The organism is Roseomonas sp. KE2513, from assembly GCF_016107305.1.
Classification (GTDB): Bacteria; Pseudomonadota; Alphaproteobacteria; order Acetobacterales; family Acetobacteraceae; genus Roseomonas.
On sequence record NZ_RCVR01000002.1, the window covers coordinates 71,134 to 87,475 of the forward strand.

Annotated in this window: 11 protein-coding genes; 4 read left to right on the forward strand and 7 right to left on the reverse strand. The window is 72.0% G+C overall.

Going from position 1 to position 16,342, the window contains the following annotated elements; all coding sequences use genetic code 11:
• Positions 1-94: 94 nt before the first annotated feature.
• Positions 95-1,069, forward strand: a complete 975-nt coding sequence (locus D9599_RS02535) for a tripartite tricarboxylate transporter substrate binding protein (RefSeq protein ID WP_198379657.1) — start codon at positions 95-97, stop codon at positions 1,067-1,069.
• Positions 1,070-1,273: 204 nt separating this feature from the next.
• Here D9599_RS02535 and D9599_RS02540 read toward each other — a convergent pair whose 3' ends face one another.
• From D9599_RS02540 to D9599_RS02570, 7 genes are all read right to left on the reverse strand, one after another.
• Positions 1,274-5,806 (reverse strand): FkbM family methyltransferase, encoded by a 4,533-nt coding sequence (locus D9599_RS02540; protein WP_198379658.1) that lies wholly within the window; start codon positions 5,804-5,806, stop codon positions 1,274-1,276.
• Between the two features lie 279 nt (positions 5,807-6,085).
• Positions 6,086-7,189, reverse strand: a complete 1,104-nt coding sequence (locus tag D9599_RS31090) for an NAD(P)/FAD-dependent oxidoreductase (RefSeq protein ID WP_232480067.1) — start codon at positions 7,187-7,189, stop codon at positions 6,086-6,088.
• Positions 7,186-7,881 carry a methyltransferase domain-containing protein gene (locus tag D9599_RS02550; RefSeq protein WP_198379659.1) on the reverse strand — a complete coding sequence of 232 codons (696 nt, stop codon included), beginning with the start codon at positions 7,879-7,881 and terminating at the stop codon, positions 7,186-7,188. The genes D9599_RS31090 and D9599_RS02550 overlap by 4 nt, the downstream gene beginning before the upstream one ends.
• An 11-nt stretch (positions 7,882-7,892) precedes the next feature.
• Positions 7,893-8,945, reverse strand: coding sequence for a type III polyketide synthase (locus D9599_RS02555; protein ID WP_198379660.1), 1,053 nt, complete (start codon positions 8,943-8,945; stop codon positions 7,893-7,895).
• Positions 8,946-9,052: 107 nt separating this feature from the next.
• The gene (locus tag D9599_RS02560; RefSeq protein ID WP_198379661.1) at positions 9,053-10,486 is read right to left on the reverse strand and encodes a replication protein RepA; all 1,434 of its coding nucleotides are present in this window, start codon (positions 10,484-10,486) and stop codon (positions 9,053-9,055) included.
• A gap of 236 nt (positions 10,487-10,722) precedes the next feature.
• Complete coding sequence (locus D9599_RS02565; protein WP_043832192.1) at positions 10,723-11,091, reverse strand: HU family DNA-binding protein; 369 nt, start codon at positions 11,089-11,091, stop codon at positions 10,723-10,725.
• A 127-nt stretch (positions 11,092-11,218) separates the two neighbouring features.
• A complete protein-coding gene (locus D9599_RS02570; RefSeq protein ID WP_198379662.1) occupies positions 11,219-13,255 on the reverse strand; it encodes an NAD(+) synthase in 2,037 nt (678 codons plus the stop codon).
• 153 nt (positions 13,256-13,408) lie between these two features.
• On the opposite strand from D9599_RS02570, the gene D9599_RS02575 reads away from it, so the two are divergent.
• The 3 genes from D9599_RS02575 to proB are packed head-to-tail and all read left to right on the forward strand — an operon-like array spanning position 13,409 to position 16,340.
• Positions 13,409-14,950 carry an MDR family MFS transporter gene (locus D9599_RS02575; protein ID WP_198379663.1) on the forward strand — a complete coding sequence of 514 codons (1,542 nt, stop codon included), beginning with the start codon at positions 13,409-13,411 and terminating at the stop codon, positions 14,948-14,950.
• 58 nt (positions 14,951-15,008) lie between these two features.
• Positions 15,009-15,170, forward strand: coding sequence for a hypothetical protein (locus D9599_RS02580; RefSeq protein ID WP_198379664.1), 162 nt, complete (start codon positions 15,009-15,011; stop codon positions 15,168-15,170).
• A gap of 51 nt (positions 15,171-15,221) precedes the next feature.
• Positions 15,222-16,340: a glutamate 5-kinase gene (proB, locus tag D9599_RS02585; protein WP_198379665.1), complete on the forward strand. Its 1,119-nt coding sequence runs from the start codon at positions 15,222-15,224 to the stop codon at positions 16,338-16,340.
• Positions 16,341-16,342: the final 2 nt, after the last annotated feature.

Consider the following 16,342-nt stretch of genomic DNA (forward strand, 5'->3'; position numbering starts at 1 on the left):
GCCCACCCGCACGCGAGATTGAGGAAGCGGCGCGGTCGGCCCGCAGGCCATAGTGACAAAGAAAGGCCCGTCGAGGCCGGGGGAGGAGTCGCGAATGCGCAGGAGAGACCTCGTAGGCGGCGCTGCCGCGATCGGTGCGGCGCTCGCCACCCCGGCGATGGCGCAGCCGGCAGCTTATCCCAACCGCACCGTCCGAATGGTCATCCCCTTCGCGCCGGGCGGCGGCGTCGATGCCGTGGGCCGCGTGGTGGCGCAGCGCCTTTCCGAGCGGCTGAGCGTGCAGGTCGTGGTCGAGAACCGCGCGGGCGGCAGCGGCACCATCGGCGGCCAGTCCGTCGGCTCCTCACCGCCGGACGGCTACAGCCTTCTCTTCAGCGCCTCGACCCACATCATGGCGCGGCAGGTCCTCCGCCGCCCGCCCTACGATCCCGTCGCCGACTTCACGCCCATCGCCCTTCTCGGCGGGGCGCCGCTGATCCTCGTCCTCTCCCCCAACCGGCCTCAGACAACCATCGCTGAGATCGTCGCCGACGCGCGTGCCCGACCGGACAACTGGACCTTCGGCGCCTCCGCCCTTGGATCGCCCGGCCATCTCGCGACGATCCTCTTCCTGAAGCTCGCCGGACTCGACCTCGTCGTCGCACCTTATCGCGGCACCGCACCGGCCCTCGCCGACGTGGCCGCGGGCAACGTGCAGATGATGATCGACCCTGTCCTCGCCCTGCTGCCGCTCGTGCAGAGCGGCGGCGTGAAGGGCATCGCCGTGACCGCTCCCAAGCGCAGCACCCTCGCCCCCTCCATCCCCACCACTGCGGAGGAAGGCATGGCGGGACTGGTCTTTTCCAGCTGGTACGGCCTCTGGGGTCCGAAGGGCCTGCCCGACCCCATCGTCTCGCTGCTGAACAGCCACCTCGGCGAGATCATGCGTGAACCCGCCACGGTGGAACGGTTCTCCACCCTCGGCCTGGAGCCGATCTATTCCCCGCAGGCGGAGTTCGCGCGCTTCATCGACGCGGACCTAGCGCGGAACGCCGAACTTCTGCGAAGCGCCAACTTCCAGCCCGAGTGAGATCGAGGGCGATGACCAGAGGCTGGTTCTGGTTGTTGTCGCCCTTCCTGCATGTGCAGTCGCCTCAGGTCGCGACCCGAGACGCACCGGCCGTAAGAGATTTCCAGCAGATATAAGGGGAAAATGGTGAGGGGCTCGGAGAGAGGAAGAATTCCTTCCTTCTCTCCCCGCCGTCACGAGCGTCGGCCCCGCGGGCAATGCCGCCTACCGCTCGATGTGCCGCGCCGCCGCAAGCCCGAGGATCATCCCCTGCAAGCGCCGCGCGACCTTGTCCCAGGACCGCGCCGCCAGCCACGCGCGGGCCGAAGCCTGCACGGCCGCCCGCTCCGCCGGGTTCGAGAGGAGGGCACCGAGGCCTCTGGCCAGGGCGGCCGCGTCCGTTCCCTCGGCACGGAACGCCGCGTCGCCGGCCTCCTCGAAGATGGGGATGGGCGTGACCATCACCGGCGGCCCGGCCACGAGCGCATCGCTCAGGGAACCGCTCCAGCTCTCCTTAGATGCGGGGTTCGGAAGGGCGATGACGGTGCAGCCGGAGAGGAGGAGGAGAGATTCGGCTGTCGGCAGGAAGTCCGTGTGCCAGTCGATCGCGTCGGCCACGCCCTCCTCCTCCGCGATGAGGCGGCAGAGGGCGATTTCCTTCTCGGAGTCCGCCGTGCCGTAATCCGCGTTCACGAGGCGCAGGCGCAGCTCCGGCCAGCGGCGGCGAAGGATCGCCAGGGCCCGGATCAGCTCGCCGATGCCCTTGCCCGGCAAGAAGAAGCCGTAGCAGCCGATGACCGGCGGCCCCGCGGTTTCGGGCGGCAGAGGCAGCGGCGCCTTCATCCCGTGCGGCAGCAGCGCGACGTTGTCCGAAAGGCCGAGCATGCGGAGGCGCCCGAGATCGGCCACCGAATGGACCAGCACCCGGCCCGCCGCGGCCAGCACCCCGGCCACCCGGCGCCGAAGCGGCTCCTCCTGCTCCAGCAGGTGCTGCGTGTTGTGCAGGGCCACGAGAACGACGCGGTCCGCCACCGCGGGATCGGCGAGAAGGTCGTGCAGCGCCTCCCAGGGGATCAACCCTGGCTGGTGCTCCACGACCACGGCGTGCGGATCCTCCGTGACGATGGCGGCGGCCAGCGCGGAAAGGCTGGCGGAATCGCCGATGGTCCAGCAGGGCCGCGCCTCGTGGACCGGCGTGCCGGATGGCTCCTCCTCCGCCTTCCAGCGCCGATCCGGCAGGATGACATGAGAGGCGATGTCCGGATGCGCGGGCATGGCGTGGACGAGCTGGCGCGTATATTCCGCGACGCCGCAGCGCACCCCCCAGCTCGTCACCCAGGCGACGCGCAGCGGTGGCTGGGGCGGTGCGAGGATGAGGTCGAGCGACAATTCCTCCAGGCGGCGCAGCAGCGGCGCGCGACGCAGCCGCTGCATCACCAGCTGGCGCGCCCGGCGCGTCCGCTCCGCCAGCATCGCGCGCCCGGCGGGGCTGCGCAGGTCGGCGGCCATGCCGCGCAGCGCCTCCACCAGATCGTCCTTGTCCGGCTCAACCCAGAGCGAGCCGGGAGCCGCGACATGGCTGCCAGAGGGCGCGAAACGCCAGGCCAGCAGCCGCGCTGTCTCCTCATCGCAGAAATCCATCTGCCCGCCATGGCCGGTGACGATCAGCGGCACCCCCGCCGCCATGGCCTCCGCCGCCGGCAGGTTGAACCCCTCCCCGCGCGTCGGCAGCACCACGGCATCGGCCGCTTCGAAAAGGGCGCGCATCTCCTCCACTGGCAGGTCACGGTTGATCAGCTCGATAGCCGGCCCGTCCGGATCCGCTGCGCGCAGGGCGTCCAGGTCCTCGGGCATGGTGTTGTGCGGGTTGGGAAAACCTTTGATCACCAGCCGCACGGGATCTCCCCGCCGGAAGGCGCGGGCGAAGGCCCGCAGCAGCACGTCGGCCCCCTTCCGCGGAAAAAGGGAGGAGACGTGCAGGAAGGTGACCACGCGCGCGGGATCGGCCGGGCTCTCATCCAGCCGGCCGCGGCGCCGCCCGCTCTCCTCCATTCCCGTCAGGTCCGGTGCGTGGCCGATGAGGCGGACCGGGATCGGCAGGCCGGAATCCACCAGCGCCTTCGCCACGACCGCGGTCGGCGCCAGCACCGCGCGGAAGCCGGCGGCAAGCGCATCGATGGTGGCAGCGGGCAGGAGCGATTCCTCCCAGAACAGCATCGCGAGCGGCAGGTCGCCCGGCTCCTCCGGCAGGTGGACGGGGTAGTGCTGGCTGATCACCACCTCTGGCCCCGTCTCCGCCGGCCCGCGCTGCACGAGCGACCCGACCAGCGGCAATTCCTCCGGCGGAATGCCCGAGAGGTCGTCGGTCCGCGCGCCCTCTACCGGGCGCAGCCGCACATGGCCGGGCCGCTCCGCCTCTATCGCGAGGGCGAGCGTGCGGTTCACCGCCGCCAGGCTATAGCTGCCGGAGGCGTGGCCGGTGACGGTAAAGCGCAGGTTCGGTCGAACCGCCTCCCGCGCCGAGCGGTCGAGCGGCGGCACCGCGCCCGCCATCGCCAGCGCCTCGTTCAGCGCCGGAAGCTGAAGTGGGAGGGCGAAGCGCTTGATCGCTGCCCGCTGCGCCGCGACGAGCGCAGCGCGGGCTTCTGGATCGCGCACGAGTTCCAGCATCCGCGCGGCAACGCGCTCGGGGTCGCGGCTCTCGAGCAGGCCGCCGGCCCCGCCGAGGATGTAGGGAATGGCGCCGCCGGGCCAGGCGAGCACGGGCAGGCCATGCAGGATCGCCTCCACCAGCGGCAGGCCGAAGCCGTCGTACTGGCTGAGTGATACGAAGAGATCGGCCTCCGCGAGCCGGGCGTGCAACTCCTCCCTCGGGATACGGCCGGTGATCACCACCTCTTCCTCAAGCCCTCCCTCGCGCAGCGCGTCGTCCAGCGCACGGAAGAGCGGCGCACCGGCCAGGTCGGTCCGGCCGACGAGCACGAGCTGGCAGGGCCGGTCCATGAGCGCCCGGAAGCGCGCGTAGGCCTCGATCAGCTCCCGCTGTCCCTTGGAGGCGCTGACGCGGCCGGTGAAAATCACGGTGAAAGGCCGCGCGCCGCCCGTGTGGCGCTGTGCCGCCGCCTCGCGCCGCAGTGCCTCCAGGTCGAAGTGCAGCGCGCAGGCGCGCACGGGCGAATAGCCGAGCGCGCGCAGCTCGTTCGCGTGGAACTCGCCCTCGGCCAACGCCGCGACGACCTGCGGCCGCAGCGCTACGAGCTGCCCCCGCCCGAGGCGCGCCGCCGCAGCGGGCCCGCCGGTGAGGAAGGCCGGCGGCGTGATGCTGTGGGAGAGAAGAACCTTCGGCGCCGCGGAAGCAAGCACGTGGCCGAATTCCTCATCGCCGCCGGCGTGCCGCACGATCAGCACGTGGTCCGCGTGCAGTGGCAGTTCCTCCAGCAGCCGCAACTCGCCCTTCAGCCGCTCCGGGCGTTTTTCCACAAAGATCTCGCTGCGATAGCCCATCCCGCGCAGCAGGCGACGCAGCATGAGCATCGCATCGAGCGCCCCGTCGTCGATCGCGGAGGAGGCGTGGACCTGGTGCACCGCCGTCAGCGGGCGCGGGGCGCGTCGCGAGGGCACCACCGGGCTTTCGACCACTTCGGCCCGGAGCTCCGTGGGCGGCGCCTCGGGCGCCGGCAGCGCGGGCTCGGCCGGCTGAAGGGCAAGCGCCGGGCCCGGCGCGGGCCGCAGCGCCCGCCGGGCCACGCGGATGGACCCGCGCAGGACCCAGGAAAGGCCTCTCCGCACGATCCGCCGCTGCGCCACCGCCTCACGCTCCATAGCCGCCAGGCTCTCGGTCAGGCCCCGGATATGCGCGTCCATCGCGTCGTTATGGGCGCTCATGGCCGCAAGCTGCCCGTCGCGGAGGCGGATGGCCTCCTCCTGCTCCCTCTCGCGCAGGGCCGCGGCCTCGCGCAGCGCCGCCGTCTCGCGGGCGACGTCCAGGGCCTGGGCATAGGCCGCGCGGGCCGAGGCCTCCGCCACTGCCGCCCGGGCCGCCACGCCCGCCCTTTCCCCGGCCACGCCCCGGTCCGCCGCGCGGACGAAGTCGTCGAAGACGTTGGCGGGCGTCGTGAAGTGCGGCGCGAGTTCCGCGAGCTTCTCCCGCGCGACATAGTAGCGGTTCAGCCCGTCGAAGAAGACATGGGCATAGCGGGCCTCGAGAAGGATCGGCTCCCATTCCTCGTGAGATGGACGGGTGGACATCGGCCGCGTCGCCTCGACGAGCACGATCCAGGGACGGAAGAGATCGAAGTCGCAGCCGGCCAGCACCGCCCGCTCCGCACCCTCCGCGTCGATCTTGATGAAGTGGATGACGGTCGGCGCGTGCTCGGCGAGAAGCGCCGAAAGCGGGCGAACGGGCACCTCCATCCTCTCGATCGCGAAGCCCTGGGCTGCGATCGCGGCGGTCAGGTCCCCGCGCATCGTGGAAAGCCCGGTGCCGGGTGCCGCGTAGAAGGTCGTTACCTCCTCCCGCTCCCCCGCGGCGAGCTGAAGGTTCGTGTCCCGCGGCCGCGCCTGCCGCAACCGCTCGGCGAATTCGGGCAGGGGCTCGATGTTCAGGCCGTGCCAGCCGCGGTCGTAGAAGGCACGGGTGACCGAATCATCCTCCGGGTCGGCTGCGCCCACATCCACGTAGAAGCCCGGCGGCTCGTTCCTCAGCGCTCGCCAGAGAAGCACGTCCTCGAAGTTCTGGGCGTATGAGACGAACGGCATTCTTCTTCCCCGACCGGCGCCCCTTATAGGCCGTGGAGAAGATTATCGATCAAGCCGCCGCGCCCTTGCCGAGGCCTCTGCCACCGTCATCTGGCGAGCCTTCCCGGACGGGCAGCTCATGGACTTGGAGGGCGAGGCGGCACCGCCTCCGGGAACCGGAGCTGGTGCCACTCCCGCACCGTCCCGATCGGCCCCGGCGTGCTCGAGCACGTGGACGACCGCCGGCGTGCGGAGGAACACCACCAAGGATCCGAGCCTCTCTTCCCCGTAGCAAACAGATCAGACGAAGGTCCCGCCCGCATCGACCAGCCGGGTCCGCGCGGCCGCCAAGCGGGCTGCGGCCGGCGCCACGCGGGCCGCCAGAGTGAGGGCCCTCGGCGCGGCCTCCAGCAGCCGCGCGAGGAACCCCGCCCAGCGCATCGGCCGGTCGAGGCGCCGGTCCATTACCTGATGAAACTCGGAGGCGGGAACACCGCCAAGAATCGCCCGCGCGGTCGCCGTGCCGCCCGCCAGAGCCATCGCCATGCCATCGCCGGCAAGGGAGGGCACCACGGCGAACTGGTCGCCGACGCGATAGAGGCCGGCCGGGGCGGCACGCGCGTCGCGGTGGCGGAAGCCGTAGGGTACGCCGGCGACGGCGAGCGGCCGGTCCAGCAGGGGTTCCGCCCCCCGCAGAAGCCCCGATGCGAGGGCTGAGCCGGCGGCCACACGAGCGAGCAGCGCCGAGGCATCCCGCGCCTCAGGACCCGCCGCGTGAAGGGCGGCACAGAGGTTCGCCTCCCCTCCCGCGCCCTCCCCGCCGCGCGGTTGCAACCCGGCATAGCCGCCGGCGAAGGGCAGCAGTACGACCGCTTCCTCCATCGGCGCCGCCAGCCGCAAGGGCAGCTTCAGGCCGAGGGATCCGCCGCGCACGCCCCGCGCCTGGCCGCGAAGCTCGTGCTTGCCGGTGGCGAGCACCACCGCCGCGGCACGCAAGGTGGCGCCATCGGAGAAGCGCAGTGACCAGCCGTCCCCTTCCGGCGCAGCAGCAGCCACCGCCCGCCCACGCAGCAGCACGGCACCCGAGGCGGCGGCGGCCGAGAGCAGCGCCTCGTCCATCACTGTGCGGGGCAGGCTCCAGGCGGGGAAGGGCAGCGCCCAAGCGGCGTCCCGCGCCCCTGCCGCCAGCCGCCCCCGGCGGATGGGCACGGCGCCCAACTCCGGCAGAGGCAGCCCGAGGCCTTCCATCAGCGCCGCGGCGTCCGGCCCGAGGAACTCGCCGCAGACCTTCTCCCGCCGCCCCGCCTCACGCTCCACCAGCGTGACGCGCGCCCCCGCCCGCGCGAGGGTGATGGCCGCGGCGGCGCCCGCGGGCCCGCCGCCAATCACCACGACCCCGCTCAAGCCGCGCCCTCTCCCGCTACGGTCCAGCGGAAGGGAAAGGCCCAGTGCAATTCGGCCAGAATGCCCGCGCGGGCGATCAGCCCTTCCCAATCCTCCCGAGAGAAGCCGCGAGCGATGGAGACGGTGCTGTCATGCACGACCATCGGATCCATCCGCAGCAGCCGCACCCCCACCCAGACTGTCGCCCAGGGCAGCGGATGGCGGTGCAGGTCGCTGATGAACCAGCCGAGCCGCGCCCGCGCCTGCATCCAGCGCAGGAAACGCACGAGGGTCTCGTCAGCGAGGTGATGGGTGAAGAGGGCGCAGATCACCGCGTCGAACCGCTCCTCGGCCGGAAGGTCGAAAAGGTCGGCCGTGATCCAGCGGACGGGAAGCCCCGCATGGCGCGCCCGCGCATGGGCCGCGGCGTGGGGCGAACGGTCGAGCGCCGCCAGCTCCACCGCCACGCCGCGCCGGGCGCCCCAGGCCGCCACCCTCGCCAGCATATCCCCGCCGCCCGCCCCGACATCGAGCACGCTCATCCGCCGCGCGCCCGTCCGCCGCGCCAGCGCGTCCAGCCAGCGGAGCGTCGGCCGATAGGCGAGGCTCATGCGATTGATGCGCTCGAGGTCGCGCAGCGCCGCGGAGAAGGCGGCGAAGTCCTGCGCGGCATCGTCCATGATCTCCGCGGCGGAGGAGCGGGCGCGCAGCATCTCCGGTACGCTCAGACCGTCGCGAAGCGCATCGTCTCGGCCGAGAGGCCCGGCCCGAAGGCCATGGCGATCCCGCGCCGCCCCGGATCGCGCTCCGCCAGCATGGCGGCGAGCACGAACATCACTGTGGGGGAGGACATGTTGCCGTGCTCGGCCAGCACGGCGCGCGACTGCGACAGCGCGCCCTGCGGCGGGTGGCAAGCCTCCTCGACGGCATCGAGCACAGAGCGCCCGCCGGGATGCACGGCCCAGAGATCGTAATCCCCGGCATCCAGCCCCGCGAGCAGCGCGGGCAGGCGCGGCGGCAGGGCGCGGAGAAGACTCTTCGGCACCTCGCCCGAGAGTACCATGTCGAAGCCGTTGTCGCCGACCCGCCAGGCGATCTGCTCCTCCGCTTCCGGCATCAGGGCGCAGCGGAAGCCGTCCAGCCGCAATCCCTCCGGCTCGGCGCTGACCAGGGCGGCGGAGCAGCCGTCGCCGAAGAGCAGGAAGCAGAGAAGCTGCTCCACCTCCGGCCGCTCCTGCAGATGCAGGGTGCAGAGTTCGAGGTTCACCACCAACACGCGCGCGGAGGGATCGGCGCGCACCGCGTCATGCGCCAGCCGCAGCGCGACGATCGCAGCCTGGCAGCCCATAAAACCGACATTCGTCCGCGCGACGCTCTCGTTCAGCCCGAGATGCGCGCTGATCGCGTGATCCAGCCCCGGCGCCGCGAACCCCGTGCAGGAGGCGACGACGAGATGCGTGATCCCCTCCCCCGGCGCCAGCGCATCGATGGCGCGGAAGGCAAGCGCCGGCGCCTCAGCCTCCCAGCGCCGCATGCGGTCGCGGGTGGAGGGAAAGCGCCCGGATTCGTAGAAGCCCTCGGCATCGACGAGGCCCGGCCGTCCGTCCGGCTCCAGCACGCTCCAGCGGCGCTGGATGCCGGCGCGGTCCGCCATGCGGGAGAAGAGGCGGCGCTCCCGGCCCTCGGGGATCAGCCCCTCCGCGAAGGCGCGGAAGGTGCTGTGGACCTCGTGGACCGGGTTGGCGGTGCCGATGCGATTGAGGAAGACAGGATGCATACCCGATGCAACGTCGGGCCGATCCACCGATTTGCGAGGGCGGGACAACATTCCCGCCGCACACGAGGGCGGCACCGCGGCCCCGGCGAGCGGGGCCGCGATCGGGACTACCGGAAGCTCGGCCCCGGCGCCTTGCGGACGCGGCGGTTGACCTCCTCGGCGGAGGCGATGCCCCCCTCCCAGAAGTCGTCGATCAGGTCACGGTTCGCCATCACCCAGGCCGAGACGCGCTCGAAGTCGCTCTGCCCCAGACCGCCGCTCACCTGCATGATGATCGGCTCCACCATGAGGATCGTCAGCCGGTCCGTGTCGAGGCGCGCGCCGGGCGTCACGCCGACGAGGATGTTCTCATCCCCATGGCCGCGGCGCAGCCAGACCACCTGCGGCAGGCCCGTGAGATGCGAGCGCAGCCGGATCATGTCGTCGTTGATCTGGTCCACCGACCCGTGGTCGGGCTGGTCGTCGCGGCGGTGACGGCGGTCCTCGCGCGGGCGGTCGTCGCGCAGACGTTCCTCCCTGGGCCGGTCCTCGCGGTAGCGCTCCTCGCGCGGGCGCTCGTCCCGGAGCCGGTCTTCCCGGATCCGATCCTCGCGCGGGCGGTCCTCACGCGGACGTTCTTCGCGAGGCCGCTCCTCGCGCGGCCTGTCCTCGCGCGCGCGGGGCTCGTCGCGCGGGCGGTCCTCAGGCGCGGTCGGCTGCACGGGCGCGGGCGGCGGCTCGGGCGTAACAACCGGCGCGGGCGGCTCGGCAGCCACCGGCTCGGGCGCCGCCGGTCGCGCGCGGCGGACGCTCACCCCGTCGTCGTCCACCGCCAGTTCGATCGACAGGTCGGCCTCGAAGACAAGCCGCAGCGCCGACTCGAATGCCTCGCGGAAGCCCGCGGCATCGGTGCCGGGCGCGCCGAAACGCGCCATCAGGTCAGCCCACGGCGCGGTGAAGGTGCCGTCCTCGCCCGCGCGCGCCAGCACCTCCCGCGTCCAGGCATGGGCGTCCATCGCCTCGGCCGAGGCGGAGAGAGCGCGAAGGATGCCGCGGTCGAGCGCCACCGCGTGCTCCCCGAGGCTCGCGAGGAAGCGGGCGTTGAGCTTCACCGAAGCTGGCCAGGTGCCGCCGCGCGGGCGGCTGCGGGCATCGAGCACCGAAAGCTCCGGTCCGTCATCAACGCTGACAACGATCCGCGCAGTCAGCATCCGCTCCGCCTGCTCGGCCAGCGGCGCCGCCGCGCCCTCGCTCAGCCCCATGCGCGCCGCCAGGGCCGCGGCGTCGGCACCGAGCGCGACCGTCGGGCTTCCCGCGCGCAACGCGGAGTCGCAGAGGAAGGAAAGCAGCAGGCGAAGGCCCGGCCCGTCCGGCAGCATCTCGCCGGCCGTGCCCGGGGAAATCCGGAGAGCGGCGTCGCTTCCCTCGCGCCGCCACGCCTCCTGCCCGGGTGCAACGGGGAGGCCCAGGCGACAGAAAGCAGCGTGCTGCCAGAGCACGTTCTCGGGCGCGGACGCGCGATCGGTTTCCGCCGCGACGGGAGGATCGTTACGTGTCGTCATGGGCGGGCGGGATTCAACTCAAAGTGAGGAAGGATGGCCGCAGGACAGGCGGCGGAGTCGAGCGGCCTGACAGGGGCCAGATAATTGCCGCAGGGCCCCGGGGCAACCCCGCCGCGGGCAAATCCGGCGCTCCCCCCCGGCACGGGGCCTGAAAATTAGTACCAGAAACAAAGCGAGCCCCACCGGAGGATGGGGCTCGTCGAAGCTGGCCAGAACATTTCCGCCGAAGCGAGGCCTCAGACGGCCTCCTTCAGCTCCTTGGCCGGACGGAAGGCGATCTTCTTGCTCGCCGCGATCTCGATCTGCTGGCCGGTTGCCGGGTTGCGGCCCATCCGCGCCGGGCGGGACTTCACCTCGAGGATGCCGAGGCCATTGATGCGGATCTTGTCACCGGCCTTCAGGTGATCGGCAAGCGACTGCACGAAGTCGTTCACCAGGGTCTCCGCCTGCTTCTTCGGCATCTCATGCGTCTCGGCGAGGCCGGCCGCGAGCTGCTTCAGGCTGACCACCGCCGCGGCCGCCTTCGCCGGAGCCTTGTCTGCCGAAGCTTGGGCCGCCGGAGCCTTCGCCGCCGCAGGCTTCTTGGGTGCCGCTGCCTTCGCCATGTGAAACCGCCTGTCTGTTGCGCTTAGTCGGCGAAGTCACCACGAAGTCCGCAGCCCAACAAGGGCCAAGGCGGCCTTTCACCTCAGGCCGCGCCGAAAATCGACATCCGCGCCACAGTGTGGGACATCACGCTTCCGGCACGTTCTTCCGGAGCTCCGCCAGCCAGGCCGCGGCGTTCCCATCCGAAGGTGCCCGCCAGTCCCCGCGGGGGGAGAGCGACCCGCCGGCGGCCACTTTCGGCCCGTTCGGCAGGGCGGAACGCTTGAACTGGCTGAAGCCGAAGAAGCGGGAGAGAAACACCTCCATCCAGTGCCGGATCTCGGGCAGCGCGAAGGCCCGGCGGCGCTCCTGCGGGAAGTGCGGCGGCCAGGAGCCGCGGGCCGCGTCCGACCAGGCGCGCTCGGCCATGAAGGCGATCTTGGATGGCAGGAAGCCGTGGCGCAGCACATAGAACAGGGTGAAATCCTGTAGGGCGTAGGGGCCGATCTTCGACTCGGTGCTCTGGATCGCCCCGCCCGCATCGGCCGGCACCAACTCCGGCGAGATCTCCGTGCCGAGGATATCCACGAGCACGGAGGAGACCTCCGCGTCGAAGAGCCCGGTCTCCGCCACCCAGCGGATGAGGTGCTGGATAAGGGTCTTCGGCACGCCGCCATTGACGTTGTAGTGCGACATCTGGTCGCCCACGCCATAGGTGCACCAGCCGAGCGCGAGTTCGGACAGGTCGCCGGTGCCGAGCACGATGCCGCCCTCGTTGTTCGCGGCACGGAAGAGGTAGTCGGTGCGAAGCCCCGCCTGCACGTTCTCGAAGGTCACGTCATAGACCGGCTCGCCGCCCGCGAATCGGTGGCCGAGGTCGGAAAGCATCTGCCGCGCCGCGGGCCGGATATCGAGTTCCCGCACGGTGATCCCGAGCGAGGCCATCAACCGGTGGGCGCTGCTCTTCGTGCCCTCGCTCGTCGCGAAGCCGGGCATGGTGTAGCCGATGATGTCGGTGCGCGGCCGCCCCATGCGGTCCATCGCCCGCGCCGCCACGATCAGCGCCTGCGTCGAGTCGAGCCCGCCCGAGACCCCGATCACGATCTTCGGGTTCCCGATCGCCCCCAGCCGCTGCATGAGGCCCGAGACCTGGATGGCATAGGCCTCGTAGCAGTCCTGCGAGAGGCGGGCGGGATCGGCGGGCACGAAGGGAAAGCGCTCGATCCGGCGCTCGAGGCCGAGGTCCTCCATCGGGGGGTCCAGCCGGAAGGTGATGCGCCGGAAGGGCCGGGCGTGCAGGCGACGGTTATCGTCGAAAGTGCCCTGCCGCGCCCGCTCCTGCCGCAGCAGGTCGAGGTCGGCATCCGCGATCGCGACCTGCTGACCCGAGGGGAAACGCTCGCTCTCCACAAGGGTCGCGCCGTTCTCGTAGATCGAGACCTGCCCGTCCCAGGCGAGGTCGGTGGTCGATTCGCCCGCCCCAGCCGCGGCATAGACATAGGCCGCGAGGCAGCGCGCGGATTGCGAGGCGCAGAGCAGCCGCCGCGTATCCGCCTTGCCGATGGTAATGTTGCTGGCCGAAAGATTGGCCAGGACGGTGGCCCCGGCCAGGGCCCCGTCGTTGCTCGGCGGGCTCGGCACCCAGAGGTCCTCGCAGACCTCGGCATGGATCACCAGGCCGCGGATGTCCTCGGCCGCGAAGATAAGGTCAGGGCCGAAGGGCGCGTCCAGCGTGCCGATGCGGACCGTGCCGCCCTCGGTGCCCGTGCCCGAGGCGAAGTGGCGGCGCTCGTAGAACTCGCGGTAATTCGGCAGGTGGATCTTCGGCACCACGCCCAGCAGCCGGCCGCGATGGATCGCCAGCGCGCAGTTGTAGAGCCGCCCCTCGTGCCGCAGCGGCGCGCCCACCAGCAGAACCGGCAGCAGCCCCGCCGATTCCGCGATGATCCGCTCGACCGCCGCCTCCACCGCGTCGAGCAGCACGTCCTGCAGAAGCAGGTCGTCGATGGAGTAGCCGGACAGGCCGAGTTCCGGGAAGACGGCGACCGCCACCCCGCGCGCATGGAGGTCCCGCGCGGCGGCGAGGACCGCCTCCGCGTTTGCCGCCGGGTCGGCCAGCGAGACCTGGGGGGTGCAGGCCGCGAGGCGCGCGAAGCCGTGACGGTAGAGGGAGTGGAAGCTCATGGTGAGAGTTGAACGATCCTGAAGGCAGGGCGTTGGCCAAAAAGGAGCATCGCCGCCCGCCCCGGCGCAGCACAACCCCGCCGCGGCACAACCCCGCCCCGGCCCCCGCCGCCGCGCCGGACGGCAGCCGCGCCTGGACCGGAACACCGCCGCATGCCAGATTCCCTCGCCCTGACCCGCCCGATCCCCGATACCGCCGAGCCCGCCCCGCCCGGGCCGCGCCCCGAGCGCCCGGCCTCCCGCCGGGTGGTGATGACGGGCGCGCTGCTCTCGATCCTCCTCGCCTCGCTCGACCAGAACATCGTCAACACCGCCCTCCCCCGCATCGTGTCGGACCTGGGCGGCATGGCGCATCTCTCCTGGGTAGTGACGGCCTTCATGCTGTCCTCCACCGTCACAACACCGCTCTACGGAAAGCTGTCCGACACCTATGGGCGGCGGAAGATGTTCCTCGTGGCCATCGGGCTATTCCTCGCAGGGTCCCTTCTCTGCGGCACGGCGGGGTCGATGGGGCAGCTCATCCTCTTCCGCGCGCTGCAGGGGCTGGGCGCCGGGGGGCTGATGGTGCTCGCCCAGGCCTCGGTCGGAGACGTCGTCTCCCCGCGGGAGCGGCCACGCTATCAGGGCCTCTTCACCGGGACCTTCGCGCTGGCGAGCGTTGCGGGGCCGCTGCTGGGCGGAATTATCACCTCCACGCTCTCCTGGCGCTGGGTCTTCTACGTGAACCTGCCGGTCGGTGCCGTCGCGCTGCTGCTGATCGGGTTCGGCCTCCGCACTCCGGTAGCGAAGCGCAAGCGGCCGCTGGACATCCTCGGCACGGTCCTGATGGCCGCCGGCACGACGGCGTTGCTGCTCTTCCTCGCCTGGGGCGGGGTGGAGTTCCCCTGGGTCTCCGCCGCCTCCGCCGGTGGCGCGGCCCTGGTCATTGCCCTTTTCGCCGCCTTCCTCTGGCGCGAGACGCGGGCGGAGGACCCGCTCGTCCGCCTCGGCCTCTTCCGCAACCCGGTCTTCGCGCGCGGCGTCAGCGTCGGCGGGATGATGGTCTTCGCCATGCTCGGCTCGACCGTCTTCCTGCCGCTCTACTTCCAGCTCGTCCTGGGAATGAGCCCGGCGCGGGCGGGGGCGATGATGCTGCCCCAGGTGATCGGTATGGTGCTCACCTCCGTCTTCGGCGGCCGCGCGGCGGCCCGGCTCGGGCGCAACAAGGGCTTCCTCATGGCAGGCTTGGCGCTGGAGGCGGTAGCGCTGGCCGGGCTGGCGGGTCTCGCCTGGCTCGCGGCACCGGCCTGGACCTTTCTGGTGGCCATGGGCGCCCTCGGCCTCGGCATGGGGATGGGGATGCCCAACCTGACCACCGCCGTGCAGAACGCGGTCGCCTACAAGGAACTCGGCGCGGCGACGGGGGCCATGACCTTCATGCGCTCCCTCGGCGGCGCGGTGGGCGTGGCCTGCTCGGGCGCCATCCTCTCGGCGCGGCTGGCGGGGCCGGTGGACGTGGAGGGCCTCACCCGCGGCGGCGCCGAGGCGCTCGCGGCCCTAACCCCCGCGCAGCACGCCGTGCTCGCCGAAGCCTACCGGACCGCCCTGACCGGCTGCTTCGCTCTCAGCGGTGCCGTGATGACGGCGGCTTTCCTGCTGGTGATCGGCCTGCCCGAGCAGAAGCTGCGCAGCACCGTCGAGGAAGGGGCGGCCTGACCGGGCGATACCCGCCGCTCCCTCGTGCGTTTCCTGCGGGCATCGGAAGGGCCACCCCATGAACGGGCGCGAGAAGGACGAGACCCTGGAGGAGCGGACGCGCCGGCTGGAACGTCAGGCGGTTCACTCCGAGGACGAGTTGCGCAAGTCGCCCGAGGAGGCCGAGGAGCGCGTGGAGCAATCCGGGGAGCCGCCGGACGCGCAGCCCGCCCGGCGCTGACCCGCGGGCGGCGGTGTCGCCGCCCCGCTGCGCCCGTGGTAGGGCGGCGCCATGCTGCCGCCCGACCTCGCCACCGCCCGCCGCATCGTCGTCAAGATCGGCTCCGCCCTCGTCGTGGACCCGGCGACCGCGGCCCCGCGCGCGGACTGGCTCGCCTCCGTCGCCGAGGACGCCGCGCGGCTGCGCGCCGGGGGTGCGGAGGTGGTGCTTGTCTCCTCCGGCGCGGTCGCCCTCGCCCGCCACGCCCTCGGCCTCACCCGCCGCTCCCTCCGACTGGAGGAGAAGCAGGCGGCCGCGGCGGTCGGCCAGATCCGCCTCGCCGGCGCCTGGCAGGAGGCGCTGGCTGGCCACGGCATGACCGCCGCCCAGGTGCTGCTGACGCTCGAGGACAGCGAGGACCGCCGCCGCTACCTCAACGCGCGGGAGACGCTTCGCACACTGCTCGGACTCGGCTGCGTGCCCGTGATCAACGAGAACGACACGGTGGCGACGGCCGAGATCCGCTTCGGCGACAACGATCGGCTTGCCGCTCGGGTCGCCGAGATGATCGAGGCGGACGCGCTGGTGCTGCTCTCCGACATCGACGGCCTCTACACCGCCGACCCTCGCCGCGACCCCAAGGCGCGGCACCTGCCGGTGGTGGAGCGGATCACGGAGGAGATCATGGCCATGGGGGGCGAGCCGCCGCCCGGCTACTCCTCCGGCGGGATGCGCACGAAACTCATCGCGGCGCGGATCGCCACCGGTGCAGGCTGCGCCATGGCGATCGCGCTGGGCTCGGCGCCCAACCCCCTCTCCTCCATGCTGGCGGGCGCGCCCTGCACTTGGTTCTTGCCCGCGCCTGAGGGCCGCTCGGCGCGGAAGAGCTGGATCGCGGGCTCCCTCGCCCCGCTTGGCCGGCTGGTGGTGGACGAGGGCGCCGCGCGGGCGCTCGCGGACGGCCGCTCCCTCCTCCCCGCCGGGGTGCGGGAGGTGGAGGGCCGCTTCGACCGCGGCGATCCCGTCTCGGTGCGGAACAGCGAAGGGCGCGAGCTGGCCCGCGGCCTTTCGGCCTATGATTCGGAAAGCGCCCGCCGCATTGCCGGCCGCCGCAGCGCCGAGATCGAGGCGATCCTCGGCTGGCGCGGGCGCGACGTGATCGTGCACCGCGACGACATGGTTCTCATCTAAGG

Coding starts and splice junctions, on each gene's coding strand:
- D9599_RS02535 (WP_198379657.1), top strand. CDS start 95: ATGCGCAGGAGAGACCTCGTAGGCGGCGCTGCCGCGATCGGTGCGGCG.
- D9599_RS02540 (WP_198379658.1), bottom strand. CDS start 5,806: ATGCCGTTCGTCTCATACGCCCAGAACTTCGAGGACGTGCTTCTCTGG.
- D9599_RS02550 (WP_198379659.1), bottom strand. CDS start 7,881: ATGCTGCGCGCCCGCTCCTCCGCCGCGGAGATCATGGACGATGCCGCG.
- D9599_RS02555 (WP_198379660.1), bottom strand. CDS start 8,945: ATGCATCCTGTCTTCCTCAATCGCATCGGCACCGCCAACCCGGTCCAC.
- D9599_RS02560 (WP_198379661.1), bottom strand. CDS start 10,486: ATGACGACACGTAACGATCCTCCCGTCGCGGCGGAAACCGATCGCGCG.
- D9599_RS02565 (WP_043832192.1), bottom strand. CDS start 11,091: ATGGCGAAGGCAGCGGCACCCAAGAAGCCTGCGGCGGCGAAGGCTCCG.
- D9599_RS02570 (WP_198379662.1), bottom strand. CDS start 13,255: ATGAGCTTCCACTCCCTCTACCGTCACGGCTTCGCGCGCCTCGCGGCC.
- D9599_RS02575 (WP_198379663.1), top strand. CDS start 13,409: ATGCCAGATTCCCTCGCCCTGACCCGCCCGATCCCCGATACCGCCGAG.
- D9599_RS02580 (WP_198379664.1), top strand. CDS start 15,009: ATGAACGGGCGCGAGAAGGACGAGACCCTGGAGGAGCGGACGCGCCGG.
- proB (WP_198379665.1), top strand. CDS start 15,222: ATGCTGCCGCCCGACCTCGCCACCGCCCGCCGCATCGTCGTCAAGATC.